This window comes from Aeromonas sp. L_1B5_3 (assembly GCF_963866575.1).
Classification (GTDB): domain Bacteria; phylum Pseudomonadota; class Gammaproteobacteria; order Enterobacterales; family Aeromonadaceae; genus Aeromonas; species Aeromonas jandaei.
In genome coordinates, this window is record NZ_CAWMDN010000113.1 from 1 (window position 1) to 13,422 (window position 13,422).

A 13,422-nucleotide genomic window follows, 5' to 3' on the forward strand; every position below is an offset into this window, starting at 1 on the left:
TTGGGATCAGTTATTTAGCCTCCCTTGTTTTTAAATCAATCAGTAAATATTTCTTTCATCAAAACAACCAAGCGTCATGGAATGACGCTTGGTCGCAGATAATGTCTCCAGCAAGAATGAAAGAACCTGCACATTTCGTTTAGAGGTGTTCCATGCGGCAGTTATTGAAGAATTGCCTTGTGTTTTCCTCTTCATCTATCCTGCAGTCAGTATAATTTAAAGGACTGATAAGCATCCAAGGCCAGTTATCGTAATGTTGAGCAGAGGGTTGGAGGGCACGAATATATATTTTTTCATGTGCATAAAATAAATAGTCTAATGACCTATTAATTTCATACATATCATAATCATGAAGGCAATTATTTTTCAATAAATTCTACACAATTAAAAATGCAGATGAAAATAAAACAACGGTATTTATTGGCTCGATATCAGGTAGAGAATTCTCTAAAGATAAACTTTTCTTCTGCATTAAAAAAGAACATGGGTATTGCTTTGTGTACACATATCTTAATGATAGAAATACGAAGATTGTATATGACAAGTTATGTTTTAATGAAGAATCGGTTTATGAATTTCATGATCACATAAGCAATCTGATGCTATGACGAGCACATATCCCATTCATTTATTTAAACAAGAGTTGATTAACTATGTTAGTTAATGCAGAAGAATTTCTAAAAAACAAACTCATTGAGCACAATATTTCGTATGAGCATGTTGGAGAGCATACGTGGATTGCATTAAGAGCAATCGATAGTCGTGTTGTTGAAATTATAAAAAATGTGTTTTCGCCATACTTTTCATTTATAGCCTCAAAAGGTCTTGTTGCCTATTCATATAGTGATAAGCCAACGTTGTATTTTGCTGAGCAATTTAATTTAAAAGCGATTAACAGCTATGGAGGATTTAGAGTCGTGGGCTCCAGCCTCGAAGCTGCGTATTCAACGCGGCAGCGAATAGCCTATGAGCAAAAAATGTTCATGCAGGTCGCAGATGAATCAGGTTTCTGTAAGCCCCACAATGGAAAAAAAGATTGGTATTATGCCAATCTAGATATAGCCTCAGCATCTGAGTTAACAGCGCTAAATGAGGTGTGGTTCTCTTCATTCTCTGAAATTAGTAAGAATGTGGTTGCGGTTACAGGAAAAGTCACCATGCCTAGCCCGACCTCAATGGAAATTGCTATCAAGACGCTTGATAATGAAGTACTGGGTTTCAAGTTGAACAGCCCAAATGATATTAATTTGTCTATTGGTGATATTAGCTATCAAGCTGTATTAAGACATACTGATAACAACAGCTATTGGATTAGTCCATTTTGTTTTAGAAATAGTAACAAGCTCAAACTTATTGATGTCTTGAGTAGCGCCGGTTTCAATAAAAATGATTCTGTAGATATTTATTTTACAGGACATAACGGACGTATCTCTCCGGTAAAAAACAGTTCATCTGAGGCCGTTATTCTAAGTGCTGAGGTTATTAATAAAATAGAGCTTAACCAGATACTATTTGGCCCTCCAGGTACAGGCAAAACCTATAATACAGTGACAGAGGCTCTCGATATTATTGAACCAGGGATTGTCGAACATAACCTTGATGATCGCGATGAACCGCGGGGCCGATTTGGTGAGCTGGTCGCTGAGCAGCGCATCCAATTTGTAACCTTCCACCAAAGTTTCAGTTACGAAGATTTTATCGAAGGCATCAAGGCGGAGAGCCAGGATGGCGTATTGCACTATCGGGTAGTCGATGGTCTGTTCAAACAGATCTGCCAACGGGCCAAAGCGGATCCCGAAAATCCCTATGTGCTGATTATCGACGAGATTAACCGGGGCAATATCTCCCGTATCTTTGGTGAGTTGATCACTCTGCTGGAGCCGTCCAAGCGCCTGGGTGCCGACGAGGAGCTTAAAGTGGTTCTCCCCTACTCGAAGAAGCCTTTTGGCGTGCCCAACAACCTCTATCTGATCGGCACCATGAACACGGCAGACCGCTCGCTGGCCGGGCTGGATCTGGCGCTGCGTCGCCGCTTCTTTTTTAAAGAGATGCCGCCCCGTCCTGAATTACTAGACAGTCTGTATGTGGAAGGGATCCAGATCGGTGAATTGTTGCGGACCATCAACCATCGCATTACTGCCTTGCTGGGCCGTGACTATTGTCTGGGGCACGCCCTCTTTATGCCGCTGCAAAAGGATCCCAGCTTGTTGCACTTGGGGCGAATATTCCAGAAACAGGTGCTGCCCTTGCTGCAGGAGTACTTCTTCGAGGATTGGCAGAAGATAGCCCTGGTGCTGAATGACCATCGCAAGTCCAAGGGTGACCGTTTTGTGACTCAGGATGAGGATCTCGATCTGCAGAAGCTATTCGGTGAGGAGGCCGAATTAGGCAACTTGCCCACCGGCTGGAAGATTAAACCGGAAGGGGATGCCGTCTGGTCACTCGCTCCAGCATACGCCGGAATAATATAATCATAGTAAGAACCTGTTGCTATTGTATACACAGAGAATTCATATGAAAGTTGAAGATATTTTAACCAGTGACAGATTGGAAAAGCTATATCGGCAATGGCCAGAGGTTACCAAGAAACTATTTTCAGAGTTTATTGATATCTTTAATGATATCTTTCCGATCTATGATGCTTTTGTTGTGAATAGTCCCTCGACCCCTCTCCGATTTGGGGTGAAAGAGCCGAGTCTAAACCACAAAGGAAAAGTCTTGGTTCGGGTTTTATTTAAAAGCCGCACCTTTGGTATAAAAGTAAATAAAAACGTATGTTCATCTTTTACTCCCAGCTTCGAACAGATGAGAGAAGTGAATGGAAAGTTAATGGTTGATGCTATCAGTGACGAAAGCACGTTGGAAAATGTTTCAGCATTTCTTCGCCAGCTGTGTCAAACGACAGATTTTATTTTCCCGTCAGGTCGCAAAGGATATGTGCCATCCGACTATCAGGAAAGTGAAGATCCTGATGATGATGTGAACATTGCACCTCAAGGAATAAGTGGTGTAACACAAGCTATAAATCAGATCCTGTTTGGTCCTCCAGGGACAGGTAAAACCTATAACACAGTGGCAGAAGCGCTCGATATTATTGAGCCGGGGATTGTTGAGCATAACATTGATGACCGCGATGAATTGCAGGACCGATTTGGTGAATTGGTCGCTGAGCAGCGCATCCAATTTGTCACCTTCCACCAAAGTTTCAGTTACGAAGATTTTATCGAAGGCATCAAGGCGGAGAGTCAGGATGGTGTACTGCACTATCGGGTGGTTGATGGTCTGTTCAAACAGATCTGCCAGCGGGCTGAAGCGGATCCCGAAAATCCCTATGTGCTGATTATCGACGAGATCAACCGGGGCAATATTTCCCGTATATTTGGTGAGTTGATCACTCTGCTGGAGCCGTCCAAGCGCCTGGGTGCCGAAGAGGAGCTTAAAGTAGTTCTCCCCTACTCGAAGAAGCCTTTTGGCGTGCCCAACAACCTCTATCTGATCGGCACCATGAACACGGCAGACCGCTCGCTGGCTGGCCTGGATTTGGCGTTGCGTCGCCGCTTCTTCTTTAAAGAGATGCCGCCCCGTCCTGAATTACTAGACAGTCTGTATGTGGAAGGGATCCAGATCGGTGAATTGCTGCGGACCATCAACCGTCGCATTACTGCCTTGCTGGGCCGTGACTATTGTCTGGGGCATGCCCTCTTTATGCCCCTGCAAAAGGATCCCAATCTGCCACACCTGGGGCGGATTTTCCAAAAACAGGTGCTGCCCTTGCTGCAGGAGTACTTCTTCGAGGATTGGCAGAAGATAGCCCTGGTGCTGAATGACCATCGCAAGTCCAAGGGTGACCGTTTTGTAACTCAGGATGAAGATCTCGATCTGCAGAAGCTATTCGGTGAAGAGGCTGAACTGGGCAACTTGCCCGCCGGTTGGAAGATTAAACCGGAAGGGGATGTGGTCTGGTCTAAATCGGGCGCCTATATGGGCATTACGGCTCACAACTGGCTCAAGGTTGAGCAATCGGCAGAGGTGGGGAGCGCGCAGTGAAAGGTCACGTCATTGTCCGTGAATACGCTCGTCTGACCTGTGAGCCGCTGGATACACCTTCACTGGACCGTGCCCATATTAGCCGCTCGGCGTTTATGTGGCTGTGCGAGCTGGCGGGACAATTTGGCAAGCAGGGGGCGCCCATGCTCCATCTGGATGGGCGTCAGTGGCTTCGTCTCGACAGCTATGTGGGTGTGTTGGAGTCGCCCTGTGGCCAGATCATCGAGATCCTGCCCAAGACCCATGATGCGGCGCCGGGTGAAAATATGGCGAGCGAGGTAAGCCGTAGCCGACGCATGCTCAAGAAGATGCTGGCCTGCGCTATGGACCTCCCCCTGCGTGAGGCAGAAGAGGCGGGTCTTGAGTTGGGTGAAGGTTCCTTGAGCGAGTGGGTGATGGGGCGCTTTCTCTCCGAACTGGAGCATCTGGTCAGGCACGGGTTGCGCTTTGATTATGTGCAGGTCGAAGAGGAGGCTCCATTTCTGCGTGGACAACTGGATATGGCCAGGCAACTGCGGCAACCTGCCGGGCGGCAACATAAATTCCGGATCCGCCACGACCTGTTCCAACCCGAGAGTGCAGAGCACAGATTGATCCGCCGTGCGCTAGACCTAGTCTGCAAAGCAACCCGAGTGGCACATAACTGGCGGCTATCCCACGAGTTACAAGGCATGCTTCATGAGTTGCAGCCATCCCGTGAAATAGAACGAGACCTGCGAGCCTGGCGTACCGACCGTTTGATGGCTCGTTACCAAGCCATCAAGCCTTGGTGCGAATTGATTCTGCAGCGACAGATGCCGATGGCGCTCCACGGGCAGTGGCGAGGGCTCAGCCTGCTCTACCCCATGGAGCGATTATTTGAGGTTTATGTGGCTCACCAACTGAGGCGTCAGCTCCCATCTGGTCTTGGCCTGACCACTCAATCGAGAGCTGAATATCTCTGCCACTATGGTCAAGAGGGTCTTGCTGAGGGGGCTATGTTCCAGCTCAAGCCAGACCTGCTGCTGGAAGGTCATGCCAGCCTGCGGGTCATGGATACCAAGTGGAAACGACTCGAGCAGGAAAACCGCCAAGACAAGTTTGGGCTCAGCCAGCAAGATTTTTATCAGATGTTGGCTTACGGGCAGACCTATCAGGGTGGTGCAGGGGACATGTGTCTGATCTACCCCAAATGGCGAGGGCTGGATCGGGTCATTGGACCATTCTTGTTGGCCAATGCGGCCAGACAGCCTTTGCGTCTTTGGGCCGTGCCGTTTGACCTGGATATCGGGCAGATACACCTTCCCGATGAGATAAGTTGGTCTTCACGGCAGTCAGTGGCCTGCTAGCGTACATCATAATTGGCCAGCCCTTTACGCAGGCTGGCCATGATGATGTCTCGCAAATCAGGAGGAGATAACACCTCGCTGATATCGGCAATAGACATCAGCCACCAACGCAGCTCTTCCGTATCATTGACAGTGGCATGAAGGATGAAATGGTATGAACCGTCTGGTTCGATGCGCTGATTTTCACTTAACCAGCTCTCTTGCAGATGATATCCCTCGATGTAATTCACTCGTAATACAAGTTCAATGCTGCGGTGTCTGGCGAAGGCCAGATTCCCCTTGGCAAGATAGTCCGTCAGATTGAACTCCGGCGGCATGGTTGTAGGTGTCTCCATGAGATCTACGTGAGTTGCCCGATGGAGCGCAAAGTTTCGATACTCTCCATTATCTACCAGCGTTGCGACCAGATAGAGGGTGGATCCTTTGGTTACCAAAGCGAGAGGATTAATCAGATAATGCTTGGCTGCTCTTGGTGGCCGGGGAGTGTATTTAATATCGATAACCCGTTTTTCCAGTAGCGCCTGTTCGACACCTTCCAGCACCAGCGTATTCACTTTGGGTGGACATAACTGAAACCCTGCCGGATGGGATGCAATGCAGTTGGGCCACATCGCCAGCTTCTCGTGGGAATTGGCGAGCCGCTGCTCCGCCAGGGCAAAGAAGTCGGCCAGATTACCTTGTAACTGGCGTGGCAACAGCCCCTGCAGGTGTTGCTTGGCCATGCACAGTGCCAAGGCTGTGCTGGGTGTCATATCCAGCCAGCCTTTACTGCCTTGTTTGCGTGACCAGCGATACGGACGCACCGTCTCGTCGCTGAGGATGCTATGACGGCAGCTCAGGCTCTCCAGATCGCGCTGCACTTTTCGCAGTGTGACATCAAAGCCATCGCGCTCCAGTTTGAGCATGATCTCCGTCGTAGAGATTGATTGGGGTTCGTAAGGCAGATAGTTAAGGATGGCGAAATGGCGTTGGGTCTGGATATCGGACATGGCAATGGAGTCAGAGCCTATTGAAGAAGGGGGCATACTAGCCCCCGGTTTTAGTCTGACTCAAGTGACACGTTGCTATTTTCTGACCCAGAACCTGATTTGTCGCCATAGCAAGCGACTATTGCGATTGGTGTCACTTGACTCTTGCTATCCCTCCACGATGATCCACTTGAATGCGCACCAATTTTCGGCAATTGCGACACTGGCCGATACCGGTTCCGTTGCGTGCTACGGAGGTGGCGACTGTGGTGGTCGTACCGCAATGTGGACAGAGGATGGTGAAGTAATGACTCATGGAGCTCTCCCGCTAACGTGTTTGCTGTAATGCGAGCAACGTTATAACCGGGTGTTGCGTCACTCTGGGTGGTTGTGGCTCGCGTCACCGGATGACGCCAGGATGTTGTTCAATAACAGCCAGTCGAATAACCCGGAATGTCCCCATGCTGATGTTGATTACCGAGTTGCCGCCAATCGGTGTTGAACCTGAAGGCATCCTTTATCGCACCCCGGATGAGTTGGCGCATACAGATGCCAATACTCCCGTCGCTGTAGTGATTGACCTACCCTCTCCCTCACTCGCCTTTTTGGAATGGGTGGCGAGCCGCACCAGGATTACTATCTGGTTATCCCCCCAGTTTCTGATCCCGGAGCATCAATCGCAGATCCACGCCCCCAGGGTTGATGGCGTGACCTTTATCAATTGGTTGTATGGCTGGATGGCACCGGATGACTATTTGCAACCAGATCAATGTCATGAGGTTCAGAGATTATTGCAGTCTCATCGTTATGGTTGGTTGTTGGCGAAAAATGATTTGCCGCGCCATGCCGCGTCTCTGCAAGGAATTGATTACTCACTGAAGATTGCTTCAGAGGAGGGATGCATGGGGATGACGTTAGAGGATTTTGAGAGCCAGTATCAGCAACTTAAAACATTGCTGGCACCCAAGGTGTTACACAATGCTCTGTTTAACTACTTACCGCAGGAAAGTTGTTTATTGCTGTCGAGGCATCCACGTCATGTCTTGCTCTGATAAAGCTAAAAAGTGGCGATTGGCACGACTATGCAATCTCGGGATTGAATTCTATTACGGGGTCGGGTCGTCATGTGAGCGTAAACAGATCGATAAAAATCACGCTCGCCAATTGTGGCTACAGGGGGCGAGCGAAGGCTGTGCCGATGCCATGAATATGTTGGCGGGCATCAGTGAACACCCGCTGGAAGGCCGCCACTGGTATGAGGCCGCTGCGCGACAGGGAAGCGCAATCGCTATGTGTGCCCTGGGCGATATCCACTCTCTGGTGGGAGAGTGGGAGCAGGCAAACGCCTGCTTTCTGCAGGCCGCACAATCCGGGTCAGATAGTGCCATGTATGCTCTGGCTTTTAACATCCAACATGGCCGGGGTCTGAGTCAGGATCTGGCTTTAGCGATTTATTGGTATCGCCGAGCGGCAACCAGAGGGCATACATGGGCTATCTACTGCCTCGCCAGATTGCTTGAGTCCGGATCGCCGGCAGAGCAGAAGGCATCTCGTGAATGGCTCAAGAAAGGTGTCAGTTTGCGGCACAAGGCGAGTGTCATGCGTTTTGCCTTACTGGAAGCCCAGAAGAAGGGTAAGCGAGGGATTCAATGGTTAGAGATGGCATGCACGATGCGCCATGTAACCGCACTCGCCTGGGTGGTTAGAGAGGCAACAGAGGGACGGTTAGAGTTGCAAGGAGACGTGACGATTGCCCATTTGCAGTCTCTGATCAACGAGTTGTCATCGCGCGCCGATGAATTATTGCCTGAGGAGCGTTGCTATCTACCTGAAGATTATTGGGCTGAAATTCGACCAGTGATAGATGCATCGCTACCTGTCTGGCAGTGGGAAAATCATAGACCTCTGATGGTTACATTGTCATACGATGGATTGTTCTTCTGACTAACATTTTGCGTTCCGGAATGTCGGCAAGCTCACACTCCTGATGGCTTGGTCATTTGAGGCTGCCAGCGGATGGGATAACCTGAATGCGGCGAGGCCGCCTGACGGCTTCACACAGGGATAGTGCGCATTCAGGCGCCTAAACGACTTATTGCAGAGGCTGAACATGAATAAATCGATGCTTGCCGTGTTGGTCGGCGGATTGCTGGCTGCGGGCGCCGTGCAGGCGGCTGCTCAGGACAACACCTGGTATGCCGGTGGCAAGGCCGGTTGGTCAAACTACTACGGTGTAGATAAAAACCAGGATATCGCCAGTGCCTTCAATGCTGTAGGCAACAACAGCGAGGACAAGAACGATCTGGGGTTGGGTGCATTCGCCGGTTACCAGCTCAATCCCAATCTCGGTTTTGAACTGGGCTACGACTGGCTCGGCAAGTACAAGATGAGTGGCGGCAGCGGGGTGACGACACTCGATGGCGAGGCGAAGAGCCAGCTGGTGCAGGCCACCATGAAGATCAGCTTCCCGGCGACCAGCACCCTTGATCTCTATGGTCGTCTGGGTGGTGGCTATGCCTGGACGGATAGCAAGATCAACTTTGGCGGATCGAGCTATACCGGCAAGAAACATGGTGCTGCCTTTGTCGGGGCGCTGGGTGCCGAGTACACAATCGACCAGAACTGGGCGGCGCGGCTGGAGTATCAATACACCACCCCGCTGGGCGATACCTCCATCGATCGTTCAGGCATCGAGCTGGACAACGGCTTGCTGGCGTTCGGCATGCTCTATCGTTTCGGCCAGCAAGGGGAGGCCGCTCCGGCTCCAGCTCCGGTAGTCGCTGCCCCGGCGCCAGCCGTGGTGGTGGCACCCAAGGAGTTCAGCCTAAGTTCCGACGTGCTGTTTGAGTTCAACAAGGCGACCCTCAAGCCAGCCGCCAGCGAGGCACTCGACGCTCTGTTCAGCCAGATCGTGGCAGCCAATCCGAAGGACGGGGTGGCAACGGTGATCGGCTATACCGACCGCATCGGTTCCGACAATTACAACCTCGCCCTCTCCGAGAAGCGGGCCCAGAGTGTGGCCAGCTATCTGGTGGCCAAGGGACTCTATGCCGACAAGGTTCGGGTCGAGGGGCGTGGCAAGGCCAATCCGGTAACCGGCAGCAACTGCGCCAGCCACTCCAAACAGGCGCTGATCGCCTGTCTGGCGCCGGATCGCCGGGTCGAAGTCCATCTGGAAGGGGTTTCCCATCCGGCTCAATAAGATGGCAAGAAAAGCGGGAGGCCTGACCTCCCGTTTTTTTATGGACAACAGGTCGTGCAAGACAATGAATCAGCGAATATTTTCGATATGGAAAATATCGGTGATATGGGAGGTAAATAAATAGATGAAAAAATATCGATTTAAACTTTGCTCCCGCAGAGCCTTTTGGTTAGAATCCCTGCGTGTTATCAACAGATGGATGAATATTATGGACTGCGACAGTTGTAGCCGATTGCAAATCGCGATGCGGGTTTACCAGAGCTGAGGCCGAATATTCTCTCTTTTCCTCCTCACTCTGATTGCTCGAACGTAGCATTAGAGTGCAGCATTTCAATGAGTCACCACTGACTCCCGCAACAGCCAAGGCCCCGTTTTAACAGGGATTGTCGTTGCAAACCGGATTGTTCCACTCATCTGCGAGCCGCACCGCCTCGCGAATCATGTAATCGCACGCTTCATCGTCGCCCCTGTTGCGCAGCAAGTCCGTGTTGCCGTCGAGCAGCATCTGACTGGCCGTTGTGCAGCCGGAGCGCGAGTGGGCGTCGAAGAACAAGATGAATTCCACCATATTGAAAACAGCTCTGTTTTCGATAGGCGTGGTTGCGAATAAATATATCTTTGGTTTGTGTGAAATATATATCTGGTGGTTTTGATTTTTCGCTGAAATATATTCCATAGCCTGTCACTTTTCTGTGAATGGCTCAATGAAACACGCCTGACATTATTTGACTCGCGCCATTATCTTGTAGTTCGCAATCGTTATCCTGATTTTCGTTATCACTTACTGGCACTGCTGGCGGATACCCGTATCCAGCATGCGCCCTGGCAAACTCGGAGGAAAACCGATGACCGAAGAGCCCAAACCTCGACCCTCGGGGTCCACGCCTCCCCACTCCTGATCCCCCTGCGGGGACGGGATGCGGTGTCCTGACCCCTGATCTGACCCAACCATGCTGGTTAGCGCGACGGCAGACATTTGTCTGATGGGCCGCCCCGTGTGCGGCGATTGAGCGCATCGGCAGCGTGTTGGGTTCACTGCCTTTGATATCAGTACTGACGCCAGGCCAAGCCCGCGACGGGGCCCGCCTGTGCGTAAAAATCAGGATAAAGACTCATGAAACAACAACATACCGCCAGCCGGCACAAGCAGAAGGGCTTTGTTGCGCCGGGTACGCAGAGAGAGAAGATCTCCTCCCGGGTGCTCGACGAGGCCGACAAATCCCTCGAGTACACCCTCACCGCCGTGCGCAGCAACATCGACGGTCTGACTGCGACCGAGGCAGCCAACCGGCTGGCCGAGTTCGGTCTCAACGAGGTGAATCACGACAAGCCGCCCCATGCGCTGATCCAGCTGCTGCAGGCGTTCAAGAACCCCTTTGTAATGGTGCTGATCGCGCTGGGTCTGGTCAGCTACGTCATGGATGTACTGATGGCCGAACCGGGTGACGAGGATTGGGTCAAGGTGATCATCCTCGGCGTGATGGTCAGCCTGAGCGGCCTGCTCCGTTTCTGGCAGGAGTATCGCTCCGCCAAGGCGGCCGAGGCGCTCAAGTCACTGGTACGCAATACCGCCACCGTGCAGCGCCGTCCCTCGCCGGGGGCGACCCCCCAGCGCAAGGAGGTGGCGATGACCGAGTTGGTGGTCGGCGACATTGTGCACCTACAGGCGGGGGACATGATCCCGGCCGACATCAAGCTGATCGAATCCCGTGATCTCTTCATCAGCCAGGCTGTGCTGACCGGCGAAGCACTGCCGGTCGAGAAGTACGACACTCTGGGCGCTGTGGCCGGCAAGTCGGCGGAAGGCTCCGGTGCTGGCGATGGCGGGATGCTCGATCTGCCCAACATCTGCTTTATGGGGACCAACGTGGTGAGCGGTACCGCCCGCGCCGTGGTGGTGGCCACCGGCAGTGATACCTACTTTGGTTCGCTGGCCCGCAATGTGGTGAGTCACAAGCGCATCGAGACCAGCTTCGATCGCGGCGTAAACAGCGTCACCAGGCTGCTGATCCGCTTCATGCTGGTGATGGTGCCCATCGTCTTCATGCTCAACGGCATCAGCAGTGGCGACTGGATGTCGGCACTCACCTTCGCGCTGGCAGTGGCGGTGGGCCTCACCCCCGAGATGCTGCCGATGATTGTCTCCGCCAACCTGGCGCGTGGCGCGGTGGCGATGGCCAAACGCAAGGTGGTGGTGAAGCGGCTCAACTCAGTACAGAACTTCGGTGCCATGGATGTGCTCTGCACCGACAAGACCGGCACCCTGACCCAGGACAAGATCATCCTCGAGCACCACTACGACGTGCGTGGCAATCGGGATGACCGGATCCTGCAGCTGGCCTGGCTCAACAGCTTTCACCAGAGCGGCATGAAGAACCTGATGGATATCGCGGTGATCGAACACGCCGATGCTCTGGGGGAGAGCTGCAAGCCGGCCAACTACGGCAAGGTGGACGAGCTGCCGTTCGACTTCGTGCGCCGTCGCCTGTCAGTTATTGTGCAGGACGATCTGGGCCAGCAGCTGATGGTCTCCAAGGGTGCGGTGGAAGAGATGCTGGCCGTCTCCGGCCATATCGCCGATGGCAAGGAGATCCGCGCACTGACCGACGCCGATCGCCGTGCCCTGTTGCGCCAGAGCGAGGAGTTCAACGCCGAGGGGTATCGGGTACTGATCGTGGCAACCCGCGAGATCCCGGCGGGCGAGCGCAAGCAGAGCTATCGCACCAGTGACGAGGTCAATCTGGTGGTGCGCGGCTTCCTCACCTTCTTCGATCCGCCCAAGGATTCGGCAGCACCAGCCATCCGCGCGCTGAACGACTATGGTGTGGCGGTCAAGGTGCTGACCGGCGACAATCCCATCATCACCAGCAAGGTGTGTCGCGATGTGGGGCTGGAGCCCGGTGTGCCGCTGCTCGGCAAGGATATCGAAGGGATGGACGACGTGGCGCTGTGCGAGGCGGTCAAACAGACCACCATCTTCGCCAAGCTCACCCCGCTGCAGAAGTCGCGGGTGGTGAAGGCGCTGCAGGCCAACGGTAACACTGTCGGTTTCCTTGGCGACGGCATCAACGATGCCCCGGCGCTGCGGGATGCGGACGTGGGGATCTCGGTGGACAGCGGTGCCGACATCGCCAAGGAGACTGCCGACATCATCCTGCTGGAGAAGAGCCTGATGGTGCTGGAGGAGGGGGTGATCAAGGGGCGCGAGACCTTTGGCAACATTCTCAAGTACCTCAACATGACCGCCAGCTCCAACTTCGGCAACGTCTTCTCGGTGCTGGTCGCCTCCGCCTGGCTGCCCTGGGCACCCATGCTGGCGATGCAGATGTTGATCCAGAATCTGGTGTATGACGTCTCCCAGATGCTGCTGCCGTGGGACAAGATGGACCCCGAGTTCCTCAAGCGGCCGCGCAAGTGGGAGGCTAGCAACATCAAGCGCTTCATGCTCTGGCTTGGCCCGACCTCGTCGGTGTTCGATATCAGCACCTACTGCCTGATGTGGTTCGTGTTCGGTGCCGGCGCCCTCTATGCCACCGCCAACGGCAGCATGGATCCGCTGGTCAACGGTCAGGCCATCATGAACTCCGGCTGGTTTATCGAGGGGCTGGTGTCGCAGACGCTGGTGGTACATATGCTGCGTACCCGCAAGATCCCGTTCCTGCAGAGTACTGCTACCCTGCCGGTGCTGCTCTCCACCTCGATCGCCATCGCCATCGGCTGCTACCTGCCCTTCTCGCCTGTGGCTGAGCACTTCGGCTTCATCACTCTGGATGGGCCCAAGTACTTCATGTGGCTGGTGATCACCATGCTGGCCTACATGGGGCTGACCCAGACCGTCAAGACCATCTACATCAAGCGCCACGGCCAGTGGTTCTGA

At 52.9% G+C, this 13,422-nt stretch carries 9 protein-coding genes; 7 read left to right on the forward strand and 2 right to left on the reverse strand.

Going from position 1 to position 13,422, the window contains the following annotated elements; all coding sequences use genetic code 11:
• Window positions 1-653: 653 nt before the first annotated feature.
• The 3 genes from AACR93_RS10180 to AACR93_RS10190 are packed head-to-tail and all read left to right on the forward strand — an operon-like array spanning window position 654 to window position 5,375.
• Window positions 654-2,471 (forward strand): McrB family protein, encoded by a 1,818-nt coding sequence (locus AACR93_RS10180; protein WP_231556931.1) that lies wholly within the window; start codon window positions 654-656, stop codon window positions 2,469-2,471.
• A gap of 43 nt (window positions 2,472-2,514) precedes the next feature.
• Complete coding sequence (locus AACR93_RS10185) at window positions 2,515-4,047, forward strand: McrB family protein (RefSeq protein ID WP_082044093.1); 1,533 nt, start codon at window positions 2,515-2,517, stop codon at window positions 4,045-4,047.
• Window positions 4,044-5,375 (forward strand): McrC family protein, encoded by a 1,332-nt coding sequence (locus AACR93_RS10190; protein ID WP_043850684.1) that lies wholly within the window; start codon window positions 4,044-4,046, stop codon window positions 5,373-5,375. The genes AACR93_RS10185 and AACR93_RS10190 overlap by 4 nt, the downstream gene beginning before the upstream one ends.
• Here the strand turns inward: AACR93_RS10190 and AACR93_RS10195 are convergent.
• Window positions 5,372-6,280 (reverse strand): helix-turn-helix transcriptional regulator, encoded by a 909-nt coding sequence (locus AACR93_RS10195; protein WP_197077950.1) that lies wholly within the window; start codon window positions 6,278-6,280, stop codon window positions 5,372-5,374. The genes AACR93_RS10190 and AACR93_RS10195 overlap by 4 nt on opposite strands.
• A gap of 524 nt (window positions 6,281-6,804) precedes the next feature.
• On the opposite strand from AACR93_RS10195, the gene AACR93_RS10200 reads away from it, so the two are divergent.
• The 3 genes from AACR93_RS10200 to ompA all read left to right on the forward strand — a co-directional run bounded on the left by AACR93_RS10200 (window position 6,805) and on the right by ompA (window position 9,545).
• Complete coding sequence (locus AACR93_RS10200; protein WP_043850686.1) at window positions 6,805-7,395, forward strand: hypothetical protein; 591 nt, start codon at window positions 6,805-6,807, stop codon at window positions 7,393-7,395.
• Window positions 7,382-8,287, forward strand: a complete 906-nt coding sequence (locus AACR93_RS10205) for a tetratricopeptide repeat protein (RefSeq protein ID WP_043850687.1) — start codon at window positions 7,382-7,384, stop codon at window positions 8,285-8,287. Before AACR93_RS10200 ends, AACR93_RS10205 begins: the two co-directional genes overlap by 14 nt.
• 166 nt (window positions 8,288-8,453) lie before the next feature.
• The gene (gene ompA / locus AACR93_RS10210; protein WP_043850688.1) at window positions 8,454-9,545 is read left to right on the forward strand and encodes a porin OmpA; all 1,092 of its coding nucleotides are present in this window, start codon (window positions 8,454-8,456) and stop codon (window positions 9,543-9,545) included.
• A 373-nt stretch (window positions 9,546-9,918) separates the two neighbouring features.
• Here ompA and AACR93_RS10215 read toward each other — a convergent pair whose 3' ends face one another.
• Window positions 9,919-10,221 carry a hypothetical protein gene (locus AACR93_RS10215; protein ID WP_104016265.1) on the reverse strand — a complete coding sequence of 101 codons (303 nt, stop codon included), beginning with the start codon at window positions 10,219-10,221 and terminating at the stop codon, window positions 9,919-9,921.
• A gap of 438 nt (window positions 10,222-10,659) precedes the next feature.
• Here AACR93_RS10215 and mgtA point away from each other — a divergent pair, with 438 nt between their 5' ends.
• Window positions 10,660-13,422 (forward strand): magnesium-translocating P-type ATPase, encoded by a 2,763-nt coding sequence (gene mgtA, locus AACR93_RS10220; protein ID WP_043850690.1) that lies wholly within the window; start codon window positions 10,660-10,662, stop codon window positions 13,420-13,422.